Below are 24,425 nucleotides of genomic sequence, written 5' to 3'. Positions count from 1 at the left end.
TGTGCGCTGGTTCGGGTTGACATCTTCTCGGTCCTGGGTTGCTGCCGTCATCGGCGGCAGCAACCCGGCGGATACGTTGACGACGATCCGCCCGCGTCCGGGCGGCCCGATCAAGTCGCGCCGTGGTCTCAGCTCTGGTCTCATTCACCAACGTACGCGGGCGTTCGTACTGCCGGGCGGCGCTCGCTTCGCCGCAGGTCAGGACGCTGGCGACGGTGGCCGGACCGGCGGATGACCAATTGGAAAGCAGCGGCCCGCGAGGCCGATGTCATCTGGTCGGAAGTCCTGGCCGCGATGCCCGCCGACCAGCGGCGCGACCGCGGGGTATTCCAGACCCGGCAGGCCGCCGCCGACGCGGCGACGCTCGGGCAGCCGGACCGCGCCCTCACCCTCGCGTCCGAGGCTGCGGCCACGGCGACCGCCACCGGGTCGGTGCGCGCGCACCGCGAGTTGGCCGGCCTCCGAGACCGGATGCAGCCGTGGGCGGAAGACCGGTACGGGCGGGACCTTGACGCGCTGCTCTGGCTACCATCGGCGTCGGCCCGTCCTGACGACGTCTGAGGGGGAACCGCCGTGGCGGTAGTGCCGGAGCCGTTGACCGACGCTGAGATCACCGACCGTCTGGCCGCGCTGCTGGGATGGACGCGGAACCGTGACACGATCACCCGCACCTTTGCGCACACGTATCACGAGACCCTGCACTTGGCGATGTATGTCGGAGCGAAAGCCCGGGAAGTCGGCCACCACCCGGACATCCACATCACGTGGCAGCGCATCCGCTTCGACATCACCACGCACGACGCGGGAAACCGGCTCACCCGGGCTTCGACCTTGGCGAGCACATCGACCACATCGCGGCCGGACACGGCGCGACGCCCGTGTGAACGACTGCGACAACGCGGATCAGAGGGCGCAAAGGTCGCTGGTCAGCGTCCTGCGCGCCCCTCGCCCGGCCGCAAGGCTCTTACGGGGCGACGTCCGCAGCGTTCCGAAGGTGAGCGATCCATGCAACCAACTGCGCCGCGACCCTCACGGGTACACCAGGAACGCGGCGGCGCGTTCCTCCAGTTGCAAGGCGGCGCGCACGCCGCGCTGATGGAAGGGGGAGAGGGCGCTGCGCATGCCGGAGACGACGTCGGTGAGGCGGGTTGAGGCGACGCCTTCCATGGAGTCCATGGCGCGGTTCCATGTGGCGCATGCCTGTTCGATCCCGCCTGCCACGAGTTGCATCTTCGCCTGACCGTTGAGGTCGAGCGCGTGGATGCGTGCGAAACCGTCGGGTCGAGACGCAGCGGCGTTGCCGTAGGCGTCGGCGGCGTTTGCTGCGTCGCCGAGGTGGGCCAGGATCTTGGCGCTGCGTGAGTGGAGTACCGCCTTTGCCGGTCCCCACGACGTCGCCCAGAACGGCGGCGGTTCGGCTGGGCCGTCGGCGAGAGCGTGGGCGCGCGCCAGTTCGTGCACGGCTGCGCGGCGTTGGCCGGTGACGGCGAGCGCGTGGGCGCGGGTGACGGTGAACAGCGCCTCGGTGTCCGGATCGACCTTGCCGCGGGCGCGGTCGAGCGCCGAGTCGGCCAGAGCGAGTGAGTGGCCTGGGGCTGCGATTTTGAGCCCTTGCTGGGAGAGGGTTCGTAGGACGAACCCGTCGTGGCCCACGACTTCGGATTCGACCGCCAGGGCGTACGCCTGGTGGTAGTACCGCTGGGCAAGACCTTGTTCCCCGGCGTCGTACGCCTTCCAGCCCGCGAGGTGGACCGCGACCGCAGCGGCGGACAGCATCTGCCGTCGCTCCTCGTCGGTGGCAAACCGACCTCGGCACAGCGCGGACACGTCGGACACGAGGTACTGGACCAGGGCGGCGCGGCCGTGTTGGCCGCCGTGGCGTTCGTCGATCTCCTGGAATGTGCGGGTCATATCGCGGACGGCCTGCACATCGCTGCGGCCGGCCACGCCGCCTGTCCTGGCCTTGGCACCGCGCTCAGAGAGCGCGTGGGCGTGCTGCAACGGCAGTGCGGACGCGGCGACCGAAAATGCGGCCGTGGTGACGAAGCGACGCCGGTTCAAATCCGAACTCCCCAGCTCGACGAGCGTGTTGATCGGGTCTGGGCCGACTGCGAGGCCGAGGTCGTCGTCCTCACCCGGCAGTCCGAGATCATCACGCGTGATCGGTTGGCGCAAGCTCCGCGACAGCGCTTCCACGAGAAAGGCGACAACGGGGCGTGCGGGCTGGGCGCCGTTGATCCAATGGTGCACGGCCGACTTGTTGGTACGGACTACGGTCCCGCTCTCGGCCGCGACTCCCCGTACGACGCGGGCGAGTTGGTCATAAGTGAGCCCGGCCGCTGCGACGGCGTGGGCCAGCTTCTCATTGCGGTGTCGTACGGTCGCCTGTGCCATCCCCGACCCCCGTATACGGGTTAAACCGATCCACACAACGACAGCCGTTCCGGTCGACGCTGCACCGGCGTTGACTGTTTTCAGAGATTCGCAGAACGCGCCTCGCCATGAGGACGGGCGTGGAAACTTGTGGAACACGAATGGGATCGGGGGCGGCATGTCGCTAACGTTCTTCGGCAAGGACCCGCAAAGCGACGACAAGGACTGTCCGAGCGTGTGGGTGGACGACGAGGCGCGAGAGTTCGTCTTCCAGGGCTGGGACGCGCTTGAGGAGCTGCTGGCCACATGCCGCGCCCAAGGGCCGGTTCCCGACGGCGAGTCGGTGGTGCGCCTGCCCTTCAAGATGGCGGACCAGATCAGGAAGGCGTGCGATGCCGCGGCAGCACACGGTTACGATTGACGAGCTGTTCGACACGTGCGCGCGGTCCGCTGTCCACCTCGAACTGCGGGATCAGTACGCGCTCGGGACCCAGGCCGACGCGTTCGCGGCCTGGCGTGCCGGCAAGCTTTCTCGCGAGGAGCGGGCCGCTCGGTGGAACGGGTTCCACGAAACCGTCACCGCCGCTGTCGGGCGCGGTGTGGTGTTTCGACGGTTGCGGGTGGTCTCGGTGCCGGTGTCGCCGTACATCGCCTTCGAGCACGCCGGTACTGCCGCAGCGATCAAGGCCGGCGAGGACGTGCGGTGGGTGGCCAGGTTCGACGTACGAGACCTCTTGCTACCGTCGCATGATTTCTGGATCTTCGATGACCGGTGGATCACGTGGGCGGTATTCGACGGTGAAGGCGTGGTGCGTTCCCGCGAGGTCGACGACGACCCCAGCTTGGCGGCGCACCTGATGACCGGGTTCGAGCAGGCGTGGCAACGGGCTATCCCGCACGCCGAGTTCAAGGTCTGAGGCGAAGGCGGAGCCACCGACAGCTCGTCCGATGTCCCAGTCGCCTTCCTCAAGCGCCCAACAGGCCCGTGAAGCCCTCGCGGCTCGCCTGCGCCAGATCATGGTGGAGGCCGGGCTCAACGCATCGCGCGTCGCCGAGCAGGCGGGATGGTACCCGTCGAAGTCATCCCGCCTGCTCACCGCCAAGACCGCGCCGAGCCGCACCGACATCGAGGCGTGGTGTCGCGTGTGCGGCGTGCCGCAGCTCGCGCGAGACCTGATCGCCCAGGCCGCCGAGGTCCAGTCGATGTACGCCCTGTGGAGGACACAGGTGCGGTCGGGGATGCTGCGCCTTCAGACCGAGCCGAAGCGGTTGCACGCTCGAACCACAAGCTTCAAGTGCTACGCGTCCGATGTGCTGCCCGGGTTCGTCCAGACCTTCGCGTACGCGCGTGCCCTCATCACGGCGTACGGCCGATTCCACGGAGCCCCCGACGACGCCGACGCGTCTGCCGCAGCCCGCGTGGAGCGGTCCCGGATCATCCACCGCCGCGGCCGGACGTTCGCCCTGGTCATCGAAGAAGCCGCCCTGTACCACCGGGTTGGTGACGTCGACGTCATGCGCGAGCAACTGCGGCATCTCATCGACGTGGCGCGATTGCCGGCCGTGTCGGTCGGCATCATCCCCACCACGAATGTCGAGCGTGAGTACCCGATGGACACCACGTTCGGGATGTTCGACGACAGTCTGGTTCGGATCGAGCTGCTGACCGCTCAGGTGCGTGTCACCGCCCCGAGCGAAGTTCGCGACTATGTACGGGCATTCGACATTTTCAGCCGTGCTGCCGTTCATGGCTCCGAGGCCCGGCGTTTGATCGTCCGCGCTCTCGCGGGTCTGGGAGACCCCCGGGACGCCCCGAACAGCTGAACCTGTGGAAATCCGTGGAAAAGCGTGGAAGTCGGGGACTCGGTTTCGCCACCGTTGACTCACGCCCGATGTGGCGTTGCCCGGCCGGGAACTGCGTCGCCGACTGCAGCCTGATCTTCGTTCGTCCCGGCCGGGCCCGACGAGTCAGGGAGGTACGGCCATGGCACACAGCGAGGTTGTCGTCCCGGCGGCAGGTCTGGCGGACGTGGAGCTGTCAGAGGTCGGCCGCACGCCCCACGCGGTCGACGACGCGGCGGTACAGCGCGAGTTCGACGACCTGGACATCCGGCTGCTGGAAGTCTCGGTCACACCCTTCGGATACGCGACCGACGACAACTGCGGCTCGACCTGCGGCGGCACCGCGTGCGCAAGTGGCCCGGCCTGATCCCGGTCGGTCAGGGCGCTTTCGATCGGGGGACGACGATGGATTTCCGCACATCTGGTACGGCGATGCTTCGCGCGCCCCTGGGAACGGCGACCGACCAGCCGGACGCATGGCCCGACCTGGGCGATGCCGACGCCGACGCCCTGCTGGTGTGGCTTCGGCACGTATGGCCGGATGAGGCCTTGGAGCACGCCAGCCCGGCACTCGCCGACCAAGTGGCCCGCCTGCACTTGGGATCACCGACCCGGGACATCCGCAGGGCAGCGACCGCGACCGCCCGCTACCTGTTGCGGGCGGCGCACCGTCCCACTCCGTTCGGGTTGTTCGCAGGGGTCGCGACGGCCCGACTTGGTGGGCGGCTGTCCTCACGCTGGGGCGGCCGACACCAGGTGCGAGCGCGCGCCGCCGCTCCGTGGTTGACCGAGGTGTTGACGCGACTGGAAGCGCAACCGTCCCTTCTGGAACGGCTATCTGTGGTGGCGAACTCGGCGCTGATGGTTCGCGGCGGCAACCTTGTGCTCCCGTACCAACCGGTGTCCGGCGAGGCGAAGGCCGCCGATCTGGTGGTGCGGCACACGGCTGCTGTACGCGCCGCTCTGGAGTTGGCCCGCACGCCGATCCGGTTCGCTGATCTGCGGAACAAGCTCGTCGCAGACTTCGCCGTCGACGTGGACCGGGCCACTCGCATGCTGGGCACGCTCGTCGCACGACGGATCCTGCTGTCGTCGCTGCACGCCCCTGCTACGGTTCCTGACGCCTTGGGCCACATCGTCGCCGAGCTTGCCGACACTGTGCGCGAAGGGCCCGTCGAGGACGAAGGCTTGTACGCGTCCTTGCGCGACGTCCACGAGCGCATGACCGGGCACAACCGGCTGCCCGGCCGGCGGCAACGCGGTGACTTGGCGACCCGGATGCAGAGGATCGCGACGACATCGGTGCACCCGTTGGCGTTGGACGTGCGGCTCGACGCCGAACTGACCTTGCCGAACACGGTGGTATCCGAGATCGAGCGTGCGGCCGAGTTGCTCGCGCGGCTGTCCCGTCAGTCGCGGGGCAGCGCGGCGTGGCGCACGTATCACCGACGCTTTTTCGAGCGGTACGGCACAGGCGCCTTGGTGCCGTTGCCCGACATGATTGCGGCAATCGGATGGCCGGACGGCTATCCCGGCACGGAAGAACCTCCAGCGCCACCGTTGTCGGAGCGCGACCGAGCCCTGCTCACCCTCGCGCAGCGGGCAGCCATAAGCAGGCAATCCGAGTTGGTGCTCAGCAGCGAAATCGTGGATTCCTTGATCGCCAACTCGCTCGGCAGCGATGACTCCGTAGGGTTCCGAGCGCCATCGCACCTGGAGCTGGTGGTGCGTCTCCACTCCGCCACCGAAGACTTGGTGCGGCGCGGCCGGTTCCTTGTCGAGGTCAGCTCCGTGACACGCGGCGTCGGAGTTCTGTCTGGCCGCTTCCACGACCTGCTCGGCGTCGACAGCGTCAACCTCCCGGTCGGCGACCCAGACGCCGTGCCCGCGCAGTTGTCCTTTCCACCGCTGCACCCGCGTACCGCACACATCGCCCGAGGGCCGGACGTCCTGCCTGCGGTGATCAGCCTCGGGGAACACCGTGGTCGGCACACCGGCGCAGCACTGACCCCGGCGGACCTTGCGGTCGGCTGCGACGGCAAGCGCCTGTTCCTGACGGCCCCCGCCTTGGGCGTAAGGATCGAGCCCGTCGGCATGCACGCCCTCAATCTCAGCACCCATACGCCGCCGATGGCACGGCTGTTGTCCGAAATCGGGCGTGCGCAGTGCGCTCAAGTCACCGCCTTCGACTGGGGTGCAGCCGACGGACTGCCGTTCCTCCCACATCTGCGTTACGGCCGCATCGTTCTGGCTGCGGCGCGCTGGCGCGTCACGGCGAACGAACTGCCGCGTGCGGCAGAGTCATTCGCAGTGTGGTCGCAGGCTTTGGACCGGTGGGCCACACAGTTTCGGCTCCCTTGCGTGGTCCGCCTTGCGGAACATGACCAAGAACTGACCCTCGACCTGCGGGACCCGAACCACCGATTCCTGCTCCGGGAGCACCTGCGGACTGCGAAGCAAGCGCTGCTGCGCGAGGCCGGGGACACCGGATGGTTCCGCCCGCACGACCTCGTCGTGCCGCTCGTGGCCACCGCGCCTCCGGAGTGGCCCGCACTGCCGAAGCCCACCTCCGAACGGGTGACCACGGGTAGCGCGATGCTCCCAGGCCGATCCAGGACGCTGCTGACGTGCCTATACGGCGACGCACGCGACCACAACGCGCTGCTGGGCGAACTCCCCAGACTGCTCAAAGACTTGGGTGACCCAGCGTGGTGGTTCCTCCGATATCGCGACGGCCACGGCCACCATCTGCGGTTGCGCCTCGACACAGACGACCACGGCCGGGCTCTCGACGTTATCGGCGGCTGGGCCGAACGAATCTGCCGCGCCGGGCTCTTGCGGACCGCGACCTACCCGGCCGATCACCCCGAGCACGGCAGATGGGGGCGTGGTGCCTACCCGGTGGCTGAGGAAGTGTTCCGCACCGACTCCCGCGCCGTCGTCGCGCAGCTTGAAGTAGAGCACGACGCGGATGTGCGGGTGCTGGCCGCCGTGCACTTCACCGCGATCGCCGTTGCGTACTTGGGAAGTCCCGAAGCAGGCCTGCAATGGCTCGCCGAACGCATTGCGCCCTGTATGTCCACGAAGGTCGGGAAGCTCCCGCGCGACTTGTCTCAGGACGCGATGCGGCTGTGCAACCCGTCTGACCGATGGGCAGCTCTGCGCGCAACTCCAGGCGGCGACGCGGTGTCGGACGCGAGCGCTGCCCGCGATCAAGCCCTCGCGGCCTACCGTAAGGCCCTGGTAGAGCCGGGAATCGACTCCGATGCGGTGTTGAGCTCCCTGCTGCATGTCCATTTCATCCGAGCTGTCGGCATCGACCCGGAAGCGGAAGCTGTCGCTCTTCGCCTCGCCCGCGCCGCCGCTCGTACCGCCGTGCTGGCCGGGAGGGGGAGGCCATGACCCCCGAGGACGTCCCGTCCGCCATCGCTGCCCGGCCCGGGTGGTGGCAGTCGCTCGCTTTTGGAGCCCCCGGCATCGCTCTGTTGCACGTCGAACTGGCGGCGCGGGACGAGGGGTCCCTTGATACCGCGCACAAGTGGATCGCAGCGATGACTCGCGACGCCGCCGCCATCGGCCCAGGCACCAGCTTGTACTTCGGCGCGCCGGCCCTTGCGCATGTACTGGTGTGCTCCGGCCGGTATCCGAAGGCCCTCAGATCCCTGCATATGGCGATCCGCGCCGACGTGAAGAAGCGACTCGATGCCGCACACGCACGTATCGACCGCGGCGATCTTCCACAGATGGCCGAGTACGACCTCATCCGCGGACTCACCGGCTGCGGTGCGTACCTGCTGCACACCGACGAAGCCGACGATGTGCTGGCCTATCTCGTGCGACTGACGGAACCTCTCAAAGGCGGCCGACTTCCCGGGTGGTGGACATCGACCGGCCCAAGCGGCATCACCGACGTCGGCTTCCCCGATGGCCACGCCAACCACGGCATGGCCCATGGCATCGCCGGTGTCCTGGCGCTGCTTGCCCACGCCGTCAGACGAGGCACCCGGGTGGACGGCCATGAGCAGGCCATACGCCGACTCCTCGCCTGGCTGGACCGATGGCAGTGCGATGGGTCGTGGCCGTACTTCGTCGCGTCGCCTACCGGCATTTGGAAACGCCCGGTCGGGCAGCGGGCGAGTTGGTGCTACGGCGCGGCGGGAGTTGCGCGTGCCCAGCAGCTTGCGGCGCTCGCGCTTGGAGACGAAGAGCGGCAAAGCGACGCCGAACACGCCCTGTGTGCCGCACTGGATGCCCCGAACCTGGAAGGCGGTTCGCTGTGCCACGGAACGGCGGGCCTCGTGCAGATCGCTCGCCGAGCCGCTGAAGACGCTGCCACCCCGGAAAGCCTCTACGCCCGCATACCCGGCCTGATTCGTGACGAGCCGACCGGCGATCCCTTCGGGTTTCTCGACGGCGACGTCGGTGCAGGCCTGGTCGCCGACGCGTCGGCGACCCCGTGGGACGCCTGCCTACTGATCTGAAACCGGAGAGCGTCGTGTGGCATCAGCACCACATTGAATTCCATACCCCGGCCGACGCCCAGAGGGTAGCGGCGGGCGCGCTCGCCCCGGCCCTGACTGCCGCGCAGGCCACCGGCCGGCTGTCCGGGTGGTGGTTCATCCGCAAACAGCCCTGGAAGATCCGGTACGAGGCTGATAACCCCACAGGCATCCCCGACGTACTCGACACCCTCATGAGCGACGGCTCGATCCGAGGTTGGGCGAACGGCGTCTACGAACCAGAGACCACCACCTTCGGCGGCCCGAGAGGCATGGACGTCGCCCACGCGCTCTTCCACCGTGACAGCGCCCACCTGCTCGTATCCTCCAGACCGCCTCTCGGAATCCGCGAGACCTCGGTGCTGCTCGTGAGCGCCATGCTCCATGCGGCGGGGCTCGACAGATTTGAGCAAGCCGACGTGTGGGAACGCGTCGCTTTCCTGCGACCCGTCCCCATGGCCACCAACGCCCGCCACAGCAAGCAGATCCACACACTTCTCGCCGCCCGCCCCGACAGGCGGATACCCGACGACTGGGTAACCGCCTTCACCGAAACCGGGCACACCCTCGCCGACCTCGCCCGCTGCGGGCAGCTGACCCGCGGTCTGCGCGCGGTCCTGGCCCACCACTTCCTCTTCCACTTCAACCGAGCCGGACTGTCCCTGACCGAACAAGCCGCGCTGGCCGCCCTCGCGGCGAGTGCACTGTTCAACGACGAACCCGACACCGAAAACCACCCGATCAAGTCCAACTCGCCGACCTTAAAGACCACTTCAACGAATCTGGGGTCCACCATGACGACACCCGCTGACGACGCGGCAGACCGGCGCAACGCAATGGTCGACACGCTGGTCAAGGCCGGCACCATCACCGACGCGCGCATCGAGCAGGTCTTCCGGACCGTTCCGCGGCATCGGTTCGTCCCAGGCGTCACCCTCGACGAGGCGTACGCGGACGACACCGTCGCCACCAAGCGCAACGACCACGAAGCGCTGTCCGGTGCGTCGCAACCCACCATCGTCGCGACAATGCTCCACCAGCTCGACCTGCACCCCGGCGAGACAGTCTTCGAGGCCGGCGCCGGCACCGGCTACAACGCGGCGCTTATGGCAGCCCTGGTCGGCGATGGCGGCGGCTACGTGGTCACCGTCGATATCGACCAAGACATCGTGGACGGCGCGCGAGCGCACCTCACCGACACCGGCGTATCGAACGTCCTCGTTGTGCGTCGTGACGGAGCGATCGGATACGCCGAACGCGCCCCATTCCATAAGGTGATCGCCACCGTCGGGGCGTACGAGATCCCGGACTCCTGGTTCCACCAACTGCACACTGGCGGACGGCTCGTCGTCCCCGTGCGACTGCGCGGCACGGTCTCACGATCGATCGCGTTCGAACGGCGCGGCGACCGCTGGGTCTCCGTCAGCCACGAGATGGCCGGCTTCATGCCGCTGCGCGGGATCGGCGACGATGCCCGCCGATACGTACCCGTCGCGCCCGGGGTGAAGCTACAGACCTATGCCGAGCAAGACGTCCAGGTCGGCCAAGGAATCCTCGACCAGCCGGACCACGAGGTGTGGACCGGGGTGACTGTCGCGTCCGGCGAACCCTTCGAATGGCTGGAGCTGTTCCTCGCGCTCCGACTGCCGAACGCCCCCGTGCGCATGCACATCGCCCCCGGCACCGTCGGCATCACTCCCACCTTCGGCTGGGGCTCCACCGCGGCGTTCGCCGACGGGGCGCTGGCCTACCTGCGGTTCCGAGCCGTCGAGACCCCAGAGGGCAAGCGGTTCGAGTTCGGCGTCGTCTCCCACGGCTCCGCTGAGTTCGGGGACCGCGTCGCTGCGGAGATCCGAATCGCCGACGAGCAGTACCGAGACCGACCGTTCGCCTTCGAGATCCCCGACGTCCCCGAGGACGCGAACCGCGACCGGTTCATCATTCCTCGTAAACGGCCCATCAACGTGGTGTGGAAATGAGCACCGCCTGCTCGCACACCGCGCCCCTCACCACCGCTCCGCGCGTCGGACTGGCGGAGGGCCTGCGCTGGTTCCCCCTGGTCGCCCGGCCCCGGCCGGTGCGCGGCCCGGCACCCCAACGCCTCGCCGAACTGGAGCGCTTGGCCGACGAAGCCGCGAGAACCCGGAACATCCTGACCGCATGCTCCGTCCTCAACCGCTCCGCGCTGTTCGCGCTCGACCTCGGCTTGCCTGACCTGGCCGCGCAGTGGTGCGCCGAGCACGCCGAGACACTCCTGACCGTACGTCCCAGCCCCGAGCCCCGCGCCGCACTGGAACCCGTGATCAACCTCCTGCGTCTGCGGCTGCGCGCCGAAGGAAGCATGGACGTCGTCGAAAATGCATACGAGAGCCTGGGCCATCGCGAGTTCAAGATCGGCGACCTGGTCGTATCACCGGACTTCACCACCGACGTCCCCGCGGCGCGGCAGGTGCTGTGGATGATGATGCTGGAAGAAGGAGCCCGCCTGTACGCAGCCTCCGGACGCTGGGACGACGGCTACCGCTTCCTCGTACGCCACCGCGGCGTAGGCGCCCGAATGCTCGACGGACGGCAACTCGCAGTGATAGCCGTCGCCCACGACGACGTCACCGGAGCACTGTGCATGCTCGACGCCACCGTCAGCGGCCACCCCACCGAAGACGCAGTGACCGCAGCACTCACCGCGCTCATCTCAGGCGTCCACAACGACGCGGAACAAGCTGCCGCAAGGTTCCTCGCCCTCGACCTCGAACCGGAACACCAGGTCTTCCGCGTCCGCCTCGGCCTCGCGGTACTCGCCGCTCTCCCGGACCACGCCACGGCCGCCGTAGTACAAGCCGACGTCACCAACACCGACGACGCCATCGCGGCCGGCGACGTCATCAACGCCGGACTCGGCGACGACCGCCTGGCCTCACTCGTTACCGAAGCCGGACTCGGGTGCGGCGTAGTCCCTCCCGAACTTCCCGCATTTGTCGACCGGACTCGCGCCCTGCTCGCCGACCTTCTGGAGTTGAAGCGGGGGTGACTGCCCATCGAAAATCGCCCCTGCCTGCCGCACCCAGGCCCTGCGGTGTGGTTGGTAACCAGGGGGTCTGACCGGCATCGGCTCGGCCTTCGAAGCCAACGCCTCCATCGGATGGGGGGATTTCGCTGGCGGCGACCCAGACGTACGACCTGCACACCAGGAGTTCGGAGCGCTGCAAGGCGCCCTATGATCCTGCCCATGGATTGGCTGGCGCGAGCTGCGAGTCTGCGGCAGTGGACGAGCAACGGCGTTCGGGCCCCGCACAAGCCGCTTCTGTTCCTGTATGCGCTGGGCCGCTACCAACAAGACGCGGACCAGGAACTCGCCTACAGCGCTGTCGAGGAGGACCTCAAGCGCCTTCTCGCGGAGTACGGGCCGGGTAATCGAACAACACCCGCGTATCCGTTCCACCACCTCGCCAGCGACGAGGTGTGGGAGGTCCGCACGCGCAGTGGGGGGCCGAGTCCGGGGAGCGGTGTCCGGGAGTTGCGTGACTCCGGTGCCGCCGGGCGGCTCGCTCCCGACCTGCGGGCGGCACTGCGCCGTGACCCCTCCCTGGTCAGCCGGATCGCGCGCACCCTCCTCGACCTGCACTTCCCGCCCTCGCTCCACCAGGAGTTGTGCGAGGCCACCGGTCTGGAACTGGAGAACGTCGAGACGCAGCCGTCGGTCCCGGGGCGGCGTCGGCGCAACCAGGAACTGCGCGAACTGGTCCTGACCGCCTATGAATACCGTTGCGCGTTCTGCGGCTACGACGGACGCATCGGCGCCGTCCCCGTCGGGCTGGAAGCCGCACACGTCCACTGGTGGGCCCTCGGCGGCCCCGACGAGGTGGACAACGCACTGTGCCTGTGCTCGCTCCACCACAAGCTCTTCGACAAGGGCGTCCTCGGCGTGAGCGACGACCACCGCGTCCTCGTCGCCCAACGGTTCATCGGCCACAGCACCACCGCGCACCAGCAGGTCATCGCCCTCGCTGGCCGCCCGCTGCTCGGTCCCCAACCGGGGGCACCCCCGATAGCCGCGATTCACCAGGCGTGGCACACGACACAGGTCTTCCACGGGCCCTCGCGCCCCGCGATTGCAGCGTGATCCGAAATCCCGTCCCCGCTACCGGCACTGCACATCGAGACTGCGTGTATCGCGGTTGCGGCGCTCGATCACGGGAGGAGGGATCGCGTAACCCATAACCAGGATTGAGTACGACGCCCCAGAGAGGCCCACGCCCTCATCCCAGCAAGTAATCCGCTCGCGATCAACGACGATGGGGCCGCCTTCTGTACACCGTTGGAGACTTCGGGTGTCGTTTGACGGTCGGGCGTCGACATGGCCTCATCTTCTGAAGCCCCTGTGTCCAGCGCCGGTTCGGAACCCCAAGTGCACATGCGACACGCGCCTGCGACCGAACCCGAATGCCCTGTACGCCCTATTCATCTACCGCGTCAACAGCTAACGAGCTGTCCTTCTAAACTATTTCCGCTGCTCAGGCAGCGTGGCGGTCGCCCTCCGGGGTGACCGAGGATCGCAACGGCTCCTCCCAGCGTTGCCACCCTTCGCCGTGGCGGGTGGCGGTCGCCCTCCGGGGTGACCGAGGATCGCAACATCCACAGCGGGGCGGTCAGGTTCAACGGGTGCCATGTGGCGGTCGCCCTCCGGGGTGACCGAGGATCGCAACGGTGACCTCGGTCAGCCACAGCACACGCTCACCGGGTGGCGGTCGCCCTCCGGGGTGACCGAGGATCGCAACACCGCCTTGTCCAGCTCCACGCCGGACACACGCCACGGTGGCGGTCGCCCTCCGGGGTGACCGAGGATCGCAACAGCAGCTCGGAGCCGATGGCGAGGTCGACGGAGACGGTGGCGGTCGCCCTCCGGGGTGACCGAGGATCGCAACTTCGGCTGCCTGCTCCGCGTCGGGGATGTCGCTCGCGTGGCGGTCGCCCTCCGGGGTGACCGAGGATCGCAACGCATAGGCACTGATTCCGACGCACCCCGCCATGAAGTGGCGGTCGCCCTCCGGGGTGACCGAGGATCGCAACACCCGCATCAGCGCGTCCGGATCAGCGGCACCGGTATGGCGGTCGCCCTCCGGGGTGACCGAGGATCGCAACGTCGTCGAAGCCGGTATCGCGCTGCGTGAGATCCGGTGGCGGTCGCCCTCCGGGGTGACTGAGGATCGCAACTCGTTCGCCACGGCAACGACGACGACCAGGCGCCCCGTGGCGGTCGCCCTCCGGGGTGACCGAGGATCGCAACGTCGAGCAGATCAACAAGACCGAGGCATACCACCCTCTGGCGGTCGCCCTCCAAGGTGACCGAGGGCCGCAACGCGGGCGGTCGGTGGAAGTTGCCCTTCGCGGCGCCCGAGGATCGCAAGTTGGCAGGAGCGAACGGCCGGAGGCGGCCTCAAGCCGCAGCTGCCTCATGAAAACCCAGAAGCGGCCATGGAGTTTCGTCAACCACACCGCTGTTGTCGGTGCGGCCGTCTAGAGTCGGTGGACCGGTCAGGTGGGGTACCTACCGGTGTATATGCGTGCATTTTGCGTGTCGTCTTTGTGTTCTCCTGGGGGATTGATGCATTTATGGGCGCACAGCCCTAACCATCTCGGGGTTCGTCACGCGCTTGCCGATCACTTGTACGGATCGGCTGAGTTGGCGGGGGAGTTCGCAAGCGGTTTCGATGCCGAGTCCGCGGCCCGGTATCTGACGCTGGTCCACGATGTCGGGAAGGCCGGCTGTGCCTGGCAAGCCGGGCTCGCGCGCGTCGGTACGGGCGGAGGCCGCGTGGGCGGCGATCACAAACTCGCCGGTACTTGGCTGGCGTCTCGGCATCTTCCCAAGACGTTCTCCCGGATTGTGCTGGGTCACCATGGCGGTCTCGGTAGCAAGACCAATGTGGAGGAGGCTCTCGGCGAGGCCTCCCGCACGCTCCAGACGTTGCAGGAGGCCGTCGACCGCGCCGCAGTGTTGGTGCCGGAGATCCTCCCGCCCTCGAAGCCGACGGTTCCGGCCTGGTTGACGGAACTTCCCCGAACCGAACAGGGCATCGCCCTCGATCTGCTGATCCGGATGCTGTTCAGTTGCCTCGTCGATGCGGATTTCCTGGACACACAGGCGCATTTCGCCGCCTCGCCAGCCCGCGTCGGTCACCCGCTCGAAGTGTCAGAGCTGTTGGCGCGGTTCGAGGAGGGGCGCAAGCAGCTTCTGGCCGAGCGGTCGCCCTCGGCGGTGGATGGGCTGCGGCAGGAGGTGTACGAGCAGGCTCTCGCCGCTGCGGCCGGGCCACCCGGTGTGTACCGGTTGCAGGTGCCGACCGGCGGCGGCAAGACGCTGGCCGCAGGGGCTTTCGGGCTCCACCACGCCGTCATGCACGGGCTGCGTCGGGTCGTCGTGGCGGTGCCGTTCATCTCAATCACCGAGCAAAACGCCGCGATCTACCGACGGTTGCTTGAGCGCGATGGAGATGCGGTTCCGGCGTTGTTGGAGCACCACAGTGCCGTGGACCTCGACAAGGACAGCGGCGAGTCCAATGCCCCGGTCTCATGGTCGAAACTCGCCGCGGAGAACTGGGACTCCCCGTTCGTGGTGACCACGATGGTCCGCTTGTTCGAGTCGCTGTTCTCCCACAAGCCGTCGGCGATGCGGCGGTTGCACCGTCTGGCCGGTTCGGTCGTCGTGCTGGACGAGGTGCAGGCGCTGCCGGACCGGCTGTTGGTGCCGATCCTGTCGGGACTGCGGGGGCTCTGCGACCACTTCGGGATGACGGTGTTGCTGGCGTCGGCGACGCAGCCGGAGTTCGTGGTCGTGTCGTCGTTCGCCGGGATGCGGCAGCAGCCGGTGGTGGCCGATCCAGTCCCGCTGTATGACGCGCTGCGCCGGGTTCGGTACGAGTGGCGTCTGGATCCTCGGCCGAGCCTGGAGGAGATCGGGCGGGAGGCCGCAGGTCTCGACCAGGTGCTGGTCGTCGTCAACACGACGAAGGACTGCGCCGCCGTTCACCGGGCAATGGAGCGTGGGCGATCGGCAGATGCCGGCCCGGTGTTCCACTTGTCGACGCGGATGGCTCCCGAGCACCGCCGTCGGACCCTGATCGAAATCCGCGAGCTGCTGGCTGACGGCGAGGCCGTGGCGGTCGTCGCGACTCCCTTGGTCGAGGCGGGTGTCGATCTCGATTTCCCGGTGGTCTTCCGGGCGTTGGCGCCCGCCGAGTCGCTTCAGCAGGCCGCTGGCCGGTGCAACCGCGAGGGGAACCTGGTGGAGCCCGGCCTTGTGGTGGTTTTCCACCCCGCAGACGGCGGCGAGCCCAAGTCGGAATCGTGGTCTCAGGCCCTGAAAGCGACCCAAGAGAAGTTCGGTCTGCACCCGCTGGCGGACCCGGACGACCTCGCGGCCATGGAGGCCTATTACCAGCTGCGGCTGAACCGGCAAGGCGACGAGAGCCTCGGCGCCGGGATCGAGAAGCTGCGCGGCGAACTGGATTTCCCGGAGGTGGCCAAGCAGTTCCGCATGATCGACGACGAGGCCACCAGCCCGGTGGTGGTGCTGTACAGCGGCGCGGACGACGAGGCGGAACGCGAGCGTGAGCTCGACGCGATCCGCGAGGCGGTCGCCGACTTGCGGTCGCCGTACCCGTCTGGTCCCGACGTGCTGCGCGGGCTTCAGCCGTACATCGCCTCCCTCCCGCGTGGCACCGCATGGGACGTGAGGGCGAAGGGCTTGGCGTCCCCGGTCATCGGTGACCTTCTGCTGTGGGAGGGCGATTACCACCCCCAGCGCGGGATCGACATCGAGAACCCCGAGAACGTGGAGAGTTACAGCTTATGAGCAGGGTGCCCCGGCCCCATCCTCCGTTGGTGGTGGAGGTGTCCGGTCCGCTGGCGTGCTTCACCCGGCCGGAGTTGAAGGCGGAGCGGGTGAGTTATCCGGTGATGACGCCGTCGGCGGCCTCGGGTCTGCTGGAGGCGATTCTCTGGAAGCCGGAATTCCGTTGGGACGTCACGCAGATCGAAGTCCTGCAGCCGGTGCGGTGGTTCACGTTCCGCCGCAACGAGGTCAAGTCCGTGCTGACCGAGGCGAAGGTGCGTGAGCTGCGCCGGAAGCCGGGTGTGCGGTACGACGTCGAGCAGGACCGCGACCAGCGGAGCACGGTCGCGCTGCGGGATGTGGCGTACCGGATCCACGCGCATGTCGACGTGCTGGCGAAAGGTGTGCGGGAGGCGAAGTACCGCGACATGTTCCGGCGGCGGGTCGAGCGGGGTGCCTGCTTTTCGGAACCGTTCCTGGGCTGCCGGGAGTTCTCTGCGACGTTCGGGCCGGCGTCCGACCGCGCGCCGATCGACCGGGACGACGAACTCGGCGTGATGCTCCACTCGATCGCGTACACCCCGCGCGGGGAGGAGTACCGCTGGTTCCGGGCGAGCATGGTCGGCGGCGTGGTTGAAGTCCCGGATACGCCGCTTGCGGCGTCCGCGGTCGACATGCCCACCATGGCGCGGCGCGCGGAAGCCGCCGAGGGAGCGTGACGCGGCCGTGCTGCTGACCCGGCTGGTGGAGTACGCGCGGGCGAACTCCGAAGCGCTGCCTCCTCCTTACTACGTGCACAAGCCCGTGCGCTGGTGCCTCACTCTGACGGCGGACGGTCGCCCGACCCCGGGCGGACTGATCGACCTGCGGGACGGGCCGAAGAGCAAGGGCAAGCGGATTGCGGTGCCCGACGCGTACCGTTCCGGCACCAAGCCGCCGCCGTATCTGCTGTGCGACACCGCCGAGTACGTCCTGGGTGTCCCGCGTGACGACACGGACAAGTCCGCGGACAATGCGACCGTGCGTGCACGGGCGTTCGCCGAACTGGCCCTGCGCTGGACCGAGTCGGTGAGTGGCAACGACGTCGCGGACGCTGTGGGGCGGTTCTTCCGCGGCAGCGGTCAATCGGCGGCGACAGTCCCCGACGAACTCACCGCGAGCGACTGGGTCGGCATCATGGTCGGCGCCGAGTGGGCTCACCAGCAACCGACCGCCCAAGCGCTGTGGCGCACGATCGTCCAAGAACGCAAGGGCGGCACGGATCGGCGCGGCGTGTGCCTGGTCTGCGGTAACGAAGGAACGCTCCTCGCGTCCATCCCGGAGAGCGTCAAGGCCGGGGCGATCCCCTCCACAGGCATGGCCGGCAAGACTCAGTTGGTCAGCGTCAACACCGATGCTCAAGGCCGCGCCGGTGTCCTCCAACTTGGCAGCATCCCGGTGTGCGACGGCTGTGGCTCGCTGTCGATGGCGGCCCTGAACACCCTGCTCGCAGCCCCCTCTCATCGGCACCGTGGTCGCGACAGCGTCACCGCCTGGTGGACCCGAGAGCCCGTCGAAATCGACCCGCTGGGCGAACTCGACGAACCCGACCCGGAGCGGGTCCGCCGCCTGTTCGCTGCCACGAACGCCTCGAAGCTGCAGCAGGCCAAACTCGCGAACGTCGACACGAACGACTTCTACGCCATCACGCTCGGCACCAACCGGGCCCGCGTCGTCGTCCGCGACTGGATCGACGTACCGCTGGAGGAAGTCCACGGCAACCTGGCCCGCTGGTTCGCCGATATCGAGATCCACGACGGCTGGAACCGCACCACCCAGTTCCTCCCGCTGTGGCGGCTGACCGCCTCCGCGGGGCGGTGGGAACGCAAAATGTCCCGCTACGCCAAGGACACGTTCCCCGAGAAGCTCGACGAGCACCTTATGCGGGCGGCTCTGCGCGGCACAGCGCTGCCGGCCTCCGTCACCATCCGGGTCCTCCAGCGCATCCGCGCCGACCACCGCGTCGACGCGCCCCGGGCCGCGCTGCTGCGCCTGCTGCTCACCCGTACCTCCACCTCCGACCCCAGCGAAGGAAGCACCCCCATGCCCGGCCTCGACACCGGCTCGACCAACGTCGGCTACCTGTGTGGCCGCCTGTTCGCGGTCTACGAGTACGCCCAACTCACGGCCCTCGGCGGCAAGAAGAAGGGCGACGGCTCCGGAGGCATCAACACCACGATCGCCGACAAGCTCTACGGCACCGCCATGACCGCCCCGCGCCAAGTCCTCCTCGGTCTGGACCGCGGCGTCCGCGCGCACTTCAAGCGCCTGCGACGCGACAAGCCCGGCGCGGCCGTCAACATCGAGAAGCAACTCATGGCGATCTGGGACCTGTTCAGCGTCTCCGACAACCATGCCGCCGCCAGCAACGGCGAGTTCCTCCCCGCGGTGCTGTCCCCGCAGCAGCAGACGCACTTCGTGCTCGACTACTACCACGAACGGCAGGCGACGTTCGCCGCCATCGCCGAACGCAAGGCCGCCGCGGACGCCGCAGGCGAGGACAACCCCGACACCGACAACTGACGCCCCGTCACCAACTGCCCAAGGACACCGAACGATGACCGCACCGCACTTCGACCCCGCCCGCAAGCACGACTTCGTCTTCCTGATCGATGTCCGCGACGGCAACCCCAACGGCGACCCCGACGCCGGCGGCGCGCCCCGTACCGACCCCGTCACCGGCGAGGGCCTGATCACCGACGTCGCCGTCAAACGCAAGATCCGCGACACCGTCTCGCTGCTGGAACACGGCCGCGCCGGCTACGACATCTACGTCGAGGCCGGCGTCGCCCTCAACGCCCAGCACGAACGCGCGTACACCGCCCTCGGCGACAAGACCACGCAGCAGCAGGCCCAAGCCTGGATGTGTGAAACCTTCTACGACGTACGGATGTTCGGCGCCGTGATGACCACCGGCACCAAGCACGCCGGGCGCGTCCGCGGGCCCCTCCAGCTCACCTTCGCCCGCTCGATCGGCGAGATCCTGCCCATCGAGGTCGGCATCACCCGCGTCACCCAGACCCGCCAGGCCGACGTCGACCAGGGCCAGAGCACTGAGATGGGCAACAAGCACATCGTCCCCTACGGCCTCTACCGCGGCGAAGGCCACTTCAGCGCCCCCCTCGCCGCCCGAACCGGCGTCACCACCGACGACCTGGCAGCGCTGTGGCGCGCGTTCACCCTCATGCTCGACCACGACCGAGCCTCCACCCGCGGTTCGATGAGTTTGCGCGGGCTGTACGTCTTCACCCACGACGACGCCTACGGCCGCGCCCCGGCCCGTGGCCTCCTCGACCGCGTCCACGTCAAGCGCACCGGCACCGGCCCGGCACGCTCCTTCGACGAATTCGCCGTCGACGTGGACGACGCCTCCCTGCCCGACGGCGTCACCCTCGAACGCTTGGTCGGATGACCCGGACCACACCATCACCGTCGGCCCCCGACGCGGAACGCCACCAAGTACCGATCTCCGCGCTGGAACACCACGCATACTGCGCCCGGCAGGCGGGGCTGATCCTGCTGGAGGACACGTTCGACGACGACGCCGCGACCGTACGCGGCACCCTCCTCCACGAACGCGTCCACACCCCCGGACACGAGACCCGTCGTGGCGTACGCACATTGCGCGCCTTGCCGGTGTGGCACGACGGGCTCGGCCTCACCGGCGTGTGCGACGTCGTCGAACTCCACGAAGACGGATCGGTCCTGCCCGTCGAACACAAATCCGGGCGCTACCGGTCCGGCGGACCGGCCGACCTCCAAGTCGCGGCCCAGGCCATCTGCCTGGAAGCCATGTTCGCCACCGAAGTCCCCCTCGGCGTGATCTACTCCGCGGCCGACCGCAGACGACACGACGTCCCCATCGACGACGCCCTGCGGATCGCCGTCGCCGAGACCACAGCGGCGGTACGCGCCATCACCACAGGGGAATCGCTCCCGTCGGCCCCAGCAGACCGGCGCTGCCGGCGATGTTCGCTCGCCGAAGCGTGCATGCCCGACGTCCTGGCCGGGACACGGAGCTACCGCACCGCCCTCGCCGCCGTGTTCGAGCCCGACGCCGCAGGCGAACCACCCGACGGACCCCGTACGCCCCGGAAGGGCCGCAGCTGAATGCCCACCGAGATCTTGAACACCCTCTACGTACAAACCCAAGGCGCAAGCCTGCACCTCGACCAGGACACCGTCCGCATCGTGCTGCCGGACACCCCGGGACGCCGCACCCTGCCTCTGCGCCGGATCGAAGGCATCGTCGTCTACGGCCACGTCAACCTGTCCACCGAACTCATCACCCGGTGCGCCGACGACCGCCGACCCATCACCTGGATGACCCGCGGCGGACGATTCTCCGCCCGCCTGCACGGACCGGCACATGGCAACGTCCTGCTCCGCCACGCACAACACGTCACCCACGAACGACTCGACCAGCGTACGGACATCGCCCGCGCCATGGTCGCTGGCAAGATCCGCAACAGCCGCCGTGTCCTGCTCCGCTCCGCCCGCGACGCCACCGGCACCGAACAAACCGCGCTCCGGGCCGCAGCCGAAGACCTCGCCGACGCACTGCCGCAACTGCCGGACGCACCTGGGCTCAATGAGGTCATGGGCATCGAAGGCAACGCCGCACGCACGTACTTCGCCGCCATGCCCGCCCTGCTGCGCGGCGCCGACAAAGACATCCCGCCGTTCACCGGCCGCAACCGCCGACCACCCACCGACCCGGCGAACGCGCTCTTCTCGTTCACCTACGGACTGCTGCGCAACCTCGTCCACGGCGCAACCGAACAAGTCGGCCTGGACCCGTACCTTGGATTCCTCCACGGCATCCGCCCCGGTAAGCCCGCCCTCGTCCTCGACCTCATGGAAGAGTTCCGCCCGCTCTTCGCCGACCGCCTCGCCCTGACCCTGCTCAACCGCCGCACCCTGCGCGTAAAACACTTCGAAGCCCTGCCCGGCGGCGCATGGCAACTCACCGAGGACGGACGCCGCATCGTCTTCGAAGCCTGGCAGGACTTCCGCCGCCAGGAATGGGAACACCCCATCGCCGGACGCACCGTCGCCGCCGGACTGCTCCCCGTCATGCAGGCCCGCATCCTCGCCCGCCACCTGCGCGGCGAACTCCCCGGCTACCTGCCCTGGACTCCCGCATGATGGACGTCCTCCTCGCGTACGACGTCGACACCACGACACCGGAGGGCCGACGGCGCCTGCGCCGCATGGCCAAACTCTGCGAGGGATACGGCTCACGCGTACAGAAGTCCGTCTTCGAAATCGCCACCGACGAAGTCGGCATGCTGATGCTCATCGCCAAAGCCGAGGCCATCATCGACGAGGAAACAGACAGCGTCCGCCTGTACCGGCTCCCCAAGAACGGCTTCAACCAAGTCCAGACCCTCGGCACCGCTTTCAAGGTCGGCCACCGAGACGACTTCGTCTTCTGACGCCCCCGCCCACTCTTGGTTCGGAACCCCAAGTGCACATGCGACACGCCACCCTGGCCGAACTCGAATGCCTTCTATGTCTGATTCACCCGCCCGGTCACGGCTCAACTGCCCACCGGAATATGCTGTTTTCGCTGCTCAGGCAGGTGGCGGTCGCCCTTCGGGACGACCGAGGATCGCAACCCGCGCTCCAGCACGGGCAACAACACCAGGGATTGGTGGCGGTCGCCCTTCGGGACGACCGAGGATCGCAACGATTTCCTCGGCGCAGTTTTTCGCGGCCGTCTTGGTGTGGCGGTCTCCCTTCGGGACGACCGAGGATCGCAACGCGGCTGACACCGGCATCTCGCCATCCAGCATCTCGTGGCGGTCGCCCTTCGGGGCGGCCGAGGATCGCAACGTCGGCACCCAGTACACGGACGTGCGGATCTGCGTGTGGCGGTCGCCCGCCGGGGCGACCGAGGATCGAAACTCGGGGATCGGCTGCCAGTCGAACTCGGGGCAGAAGTGGCGGTCGCCCTCCGAGGCGACCGAGGATCGCAACGTGATGGGCACCCACAACGAACTCCAGGCCGCGGCCGTGGCGGACGCCCCCCGGGGACGACCGAGGATCGCAACCAGGCGGGCGCGTCGGCGTCCAGGATCCTGGCGAAGAGTGGCGGTCGCCCTCCGGGACGACCGAGGATCGGAACACGTCGTTCGGCACGATCGCCGAATCCGTACTGGGGGTGTCGGTCGCCCTCCGGGACGATCGAGGATCGCAACATCGAGATCGGCGACAACGGCGAAATCCGCGTCGTGTGGCGGTCGCCCTCCGGGACAACCGAAGATCGCAACCGCGCCGGCCGGGCCCTCGCGGCGCGACCACAGCCGTGGCGGTCGCCCTCCGGGGCGACCGAGGATCGCAACTTCAGGCATCGGTACCCACGCGCGGACAGCCGCCGTGGCGGTCGCTCTCCGGGGCGACCGACGATCGCAACGACCTCAACGACTACGGCACCCCGCTGCAACTCAAGCGGCGGTCGTCCTTGGGGGGCGACCGAGGATCGCAACATGACTGACAACGGCCACGAGATGAGTCGCCAAGCGGTGGCAGTAGCCCTCCTGGGTGAGCGAGGGGCGCAACAAGAATCCCACCAAGGACATGGCCGGTACGGCATCATGGCGGTTGCCCTCCGGGGCGACCAAGGATCGCAACGGCGGGTCCGCGATCGCGCTGTTCCGCACCGCCCGCAGCGGCGGTTGCCCTCCGGGGCGACCGAGGATCGCAACCTTCCACCCGCGTAAGCGAGGAGACATCGATGGACGTGGCGGTCGCTCTCCGGGGCGACCGAGGATCGCAACGACAAGACCTTCGGCCGCGGCACCGACGAACTCGAAGTGGCAGTCGTCTTTCGGGGCGACCGAGGATCGCAACTCGTACGTGATGATCTTGGTCGGTTCCTGGCGAACCAGTGGCGGTCGCCCTTCGGGGCGGCCGAGGATCGCGACGTCTGCCAGTACGCCTGGAGGTGCGGCTGTCGTCGCGGTCGCCCTCTGGGCGACGAAGGATCGCAACGGGTTAGCGTCGACCCACACATACTGGCAGCGACAATGGCGGTCACCCTCCGGAGGGACCGAGGGATCGCAATGACGCGGACGGGACGCCCCTCGACCTGTCGGCGATGGCGGCGGCTGCTCCCCAGAGTGACCGAGGATCGCAAACTGGCCGACGGGTGGCTGGTCGGGGGGCGGTCGCCTCCGGGGTAACCGAGGATCGCAACGACACGGTCAACGTCACGCTGACCGGGCAGGGCAAGGTGGGGCCCTTCGGGGCGACCAAGGATCGTAATAGCCTCGGCAAGGTCGACCAGCGTGGCCGTTTCGTGTGGCGGTCGTCCTCCGTGGCGGCCGAGAATCGCAACCGGGCTCGCGCGGAGCACCATTGCACCGAGGCGAAATGGCGGTCGCTCATCGGGGCGACCGAGGATCCCAACGACGCTGGGGACTACATCGAGCTGCGGGCGTGGCAGGTGGCGGTTGTCCTCCGGGGCAACCGAGGATCGCAACAACGAGTACGGCACTCAGTTCCGCAAACTTGGCCTTGGTGGCGGTCGCCCTTCGGGGCGATCGAGGATCGCAACCCCATCGTCAAGGGAGGCACCGACCACTGGTGGAAGTGGCGGTCGCCCTTCGGGACGACCGAGGATCGCAACGCCGAATACCCCACTCAGTTCCGTGACTTGGGCCTTGTGGCGGTCGACCTTCGGGACGACCGAGAATCGCAACAACGTGACCGGCAGCAGGCCGGCGTGGTTCAGGTTGTGGCGGTCGCCCTCCGGGGCGACCGAGGATCGCAACTTCGTTCGCTCGGTCGGAACGAACGAATGACCGAAGTGGCGGTCGCCCTTCGGGGCGATCGAG

The 24,425-nt window shown here is 68.3% G+C and carries 19 protein-coding genes, 1 pseudogene and 1 CRISPR repeat array; of the genes and pseudogenes, 18 read left to right on the top strand and 2 right to left on the bottom strand.

From position 1 onward, the window contains the following. The first annotated feature begins 231 nt into the window (after positions 1 to 231). Both LO772_RS16290 and LO772_RS16285 read left to right on the top strand, forming a co-directional pair. Positions 232 to 561: a hypothetical protein gene (locus LO772_RS16290; RefSeq protein ID WP_231779125.1), complete on the top strand. Its 330-nt coding sequence runs from the start codon at positions 232 to 234 to the stop codon at positions 559 to 561. Between the two features lie 12 nt (positions 562 to 573). Beyond that, positions 574 to 762, top strand: a pseudogene (locus LO772_RS16285) (4a-hydroxytetrahydrobiopterin dehydratase); the annotation flags it as partial. 267 nt (positions 763 to 1,029) lie between these two features. Here the strand turns inward: LO772_RS16285 and LO772_RS16280 are convergent. Further along, the gene (locus LO772_RS16280; protein ID WP_231779124.1) at positions 1,030 to 2,196 is read right to left on the bottom strand and encodes a hypothetical protein; all 1,167 of its coding nucleotides are present in this window, start codon (positions 2,194 to 2,196) and stop codon (positions 1,030 to 1,032) included. A gap of 355 nt (positions 2,197 to 2,551) precedes the next feature. Between LO772_RS16280 and LO772_RS16275 the strand changes: the two genes are divergently transcribed. The 16 genes from LO772_RS16275 (at position 2,552) to cas2 (ending at position 22,022) form a co-directional block, all read left to right on the top strand. Next, the gene (locus LO772_RS16275; RefSeq protein WP_231779123.1) at positions 2,552 to 2,794 is read left to right on the top strand and encodes a hypothetical protein; all 243 of its coding nucleotides are present in this window, start codon (positions 2,552 to 2,554) and stop codon (positions 2,792 to 2,794) included. Further along, positions 2,766 to 3,290, top strand: a complete 525-nt coding sequence (locus tag LO772_RS16270) for a DUF6879 family protein (protein WP_231779122.1) — start codon at positions 2,766 to 2,768, stop codon at positions 3,288 to 3,290. Before LO772_RS16275 ends, LO772_RS16270 begins: the two co-directional genes overlap by 29 nt. A 31-nt stretch (positions 3,291 to 3,321) precedes the next feature. Next, on the top strand, positions 3,322 to 4,197 hold the full coding sequence (locus LO772_RS16265) for a helix-turn-helix domain-containing protein (RefSeq protein ID WP_231779121.1): 876 nt from the start codon (positions 3,322 to 3,324) through the stop codon (positions 4,195 to 4,197). Between the two features lie 160 nt (positions 4,198 to 4,357). Beyond that, complete coding sequence (locus LO772_RS16260; RefSeq protein ID WP_231779120.1) at positions 4,358 to 4,582, top strand: FxLD family lanthipeptide; 225 nt, start codon at positions 4,358 to 4,360, stop codon at positions 4,580 to 4,582. After that, positions 4,561 to 7,617: a lantibiotic dehydratase gene (locus LO772_RS16255; RefSeq protein WP_231779119.1), complete on the top strand. Its 3,057-nt coding sequence runs from the start codon at positions 4,561 to 4,563 to the stop codon at positions 7,615 to 7,617. The genes LO772_RS16260 and LO772_RS16255 overlap by 22 nt, the downstream gene beginning before the upstream one ends. Then, entirely contained in the window at positions 7,614 to 8,696 is a 1,083-nt protein-coding gene (locus LO772_RS16250; RefSeq protein ID WP_231779118.1) for a lanthionine synthetase C family protein, read from the top strand. Before LO772_RS16255 ends, LO772_RS16250 begins: the two co-directional genes overlap by 4 nt. Positions 8,697 to 8,710: 14 nt before the next feature. Continuing rightward, complete coding sequence (gene fxlM, locus LO772_RS16245; protein ID WP_231779117.1) at positions 8,711 to 10,693, top strand: methyltransferase, FxLD system; 1,983 nt, start codon at positions 8,711 to 8,713, stop codon at positions 10,691 to 10,693. Further along, positions 10,690 to 11,742 (top strand): hypothetical protein, encoded by a 1,053-nt coding sequence (locus tag LO772_RS16240; protein WP_231779116.1) that lies wholly within the window; start codon positions 10,690 to 10,692, stop codon positions 11,740 to 11,742. The genes fxlM and LO772_RS16240 overlap by 4 nt, the downstream gene beginning before the upstream one ends. 198 nt (positions 11,743 to 11,940) lie before the next feature. Then, positions 11,941 to 12,834, top strand: a complete 894-nt coding sequence (locus tag LO772_RS16235) for a phosphorothioated DNA-binding restriction endonuclease (protein WP_231779115.1) — start codon at positions 11,941 to 11,943, stop codon at positions 12,832 to 12,834. 400 nt (positions 12,835 to 13,234) lie between these two features. Further along, positions 13,235 to 14,071: a CRISPR direct-repeat array (repeat unit 37 nt; unit sequence GTGGCGGTCGCCCTCCGGGGTGACCGAGGATCGCAAC). A 200-nt stretch (positions 14,072 to 14,271) separates the two neighbouring features. Then, a complete protein-coding gene (locus tag LO772_RS16230) occupies positions 14,272 to 16,566 on the top strand; it encodes a CRISPR-associated endonuclease Cas3'' (RefSeq protein WP_331717349.1) in 2,295 nt (764 codons plus the stop codon). Next, positions 16,563 to 17,264: a type I-C CRISPR-associated protein Cas5c gene (gene cas5c, locus LO772_RS16225; protein ID WP_231779113.1), complete on the top strand. Its 702-nt coding sequence runs from the start codon at positions 16,563 to 16,565 to the stop codon at positions 17,262 to 17,264. The genes LO772_RS16230 and cas5c overlap by 4 nt, the downstream gene beginning before the upstream one ends. Positions 17,265 to 17,271: 7 nt before the next feature. Next, complete coding sequence (gene cas8c / locus LO772_RS16220) at positions 17,272 to 19,107, top strand: type I-C CRISPR-associated protein Cas8c/Csd1 (protein WP_231779112.1); 1,836 nt, start codon at positions 17,272 to 17,274, stop codon at positions 19,105 to 19,107. Positions 19,108 to 19,141: 34 nt separating this feature from the next. Beyond that, positions 19,142 to 19,996, top strand: coding sequence for a type I-C CRISPR-associated protein Cas7/Csd2 (cas7c, locus tag LO772_RS16215; RefSeq protein ID WP_231779111.1), 855 nt, complete (start codon positions 19,142 to 19,144; stop codon positions 19,994 to 19,996). Beyond that, the gene (gene cas4 / locus LO772_RS16210) at positions 19,993 to 20,694 is read left to right on the top strand and encodes a CRISPR-associated protein Cas4 (protein WP_231779110.1); all 702 of its coding nucleotides are present in this window, start codon (positions 19,993 to 19,995) and stop codon (positions 20,692 to 20,694) included. Before cas7c ends, cas4 begins: the two co-directional genes overlap by 4 nt. Beyond that, positions 20,695 to 21,732, top strand: coding sequence for a type I-C CRISPR-associated endonuclease Cas1c (gene cas1c / locus LO772_RS16205; protein ID WP_231779109.1), 1,038 nt, complete (start codon positions 20,695 to 20,697; stop codon positions 21,730 to 21,732). Next, a complete protein-coding gene (gene cas2, locus LO772_RS16200) occupies positions 21,729 to 22,022 on the top strand; it encodes a CRISPR-associated endonuclease Cas2 (protein ID WP_231779108.1) in 294 nt (97 codons plus the stop codon). Before cas1c ends, cas2 begins: the two co-directional genes overlap by 4 nt. A 138-nt stretch (positions 22,023 to 22,160) precedes the next feature. On the opposite strand, the gene LO772_RS16195 is transcribed toward cas2, so the two are convergent. Beyond that, positions 22,161 to 22,577: a hypothetical protein gene (locus LO772_RS16195; RefSeq protein WP_231779107.1), complete on the bottom strand. Its 417-nt coding sequence runs from the start codon at positions 22,575 to 22,577 to the stop codon at positions 22,161 to 22,163. Positions 22,578 to 24,425: the final 1,848 nt, after the last annotated feature.

The organism is Yinghuangia sp. ASG 101, from assembly GCF_021165735.1.
Classification (GTDB): domain Bacteria; phylum Actinomycetota; class Actinomycetes; order Streptomycetales; family Streptomycetaceae; genus Yinghuangia.
This window is presented reverse-complemented; position numbering and strand designations above follow the sequence as displayed.

Bases quoted from the DNA above. Each gene is read 5' to 3' on its own strand.
- LO772_RS16275 (WP_231779123.1), top strand. From the start codon at position 2,552: ATGTCGCTAACGTTCTTCGGCAAGGACCCGCAAAGCGACGACAAGGAC.
- cas5c (WP_231779113.1), top strand. From the start codon at position 16,563: ATGAGCAGGGTGCCCCGGCCCCATCCTCCGTTGGTGGTGGAGGTGTCC.
- LO772_RS16250 (WP_231779118.1), top strand. From the start codon at position 7,614: ATGACCCCCGAGGACGTCCCGTCCGCCATCGCTGCCCGGCCCGGGTGG.
- LO772_RS16260 (WP_231779120.1), top strand. From the start codon at position 4,358: ATGGCACACAGCGAGGTTGTCGTCCCGGCGGCAGGTCTGGCGGACGTG.
- cas2 (WP_231779108.1), top strand. From the start codon at position 21,729: ATGATGGACGTCCTCCTCGCGTACGACGTCGACACCACGACACCGGAG.
- cas1c (WP_231779109.1), top strand. From the start codon at position 20,695: ATGCCCACCGAGATCTTGAACACCCTCTACGTACAAACCCAAGGCGCA.
- LO772_RS16265 (WP_231779121.1), top strand. From the start codon at position 3,322: ATGTCCCAGTCGCCTTCCTCAAGCGCCCAACAGGCCCGTGAAGCCCTC.
- cas4 (WP_231779110.1), top strand. From the start codon at position 19,993: ATGACCCGGACCACACCATCACCGTCGGCCCCCGACGCGGAACGCCAC.
- LO772_RS16240 (WP_231779116.1), top strand. From the start codon at position 10,690: ATGAGCACCGCCTGCTCGCACACCGCGCCCCTCACCACCGCTCCGCGC.
- LO772_RS16230 (WP_331717349.1), top strand. From the start codon at position 14,272: ATGCGTGCATTTTGCGTGTCGTCTTTGTGTTCTCCTGGGGGATTGATG.
- cas7c (WP_231779111.1), top strand. From the start codon at position 19,142: ATGACCGCACCGCACTTCGACCCCGCCCGCAAGCACGACTTCGTCTTC.
- LO772_RS16235 (WP_231779115.1), top strand. From the start codon at position 11,941: ATGGATTGGCTGGCGCGAGCTGCGAGTCTGCGGCAGTGGACGAGCAAC.
- LO772_RS16290 (WP_231779125.1), top strand. From the start codon at position 232: ATGACCAATTGGAAAGCAGCGGCCCGCGAGGCCGATGTCATCTGGTCG.
- LO772_RS16270 (WP_231779122.1), top strand. From the start codon at position 2,766: ATGCCGCGGCAGCACACGGTTACGATTGACGAGCTGTTCGACACGTGC.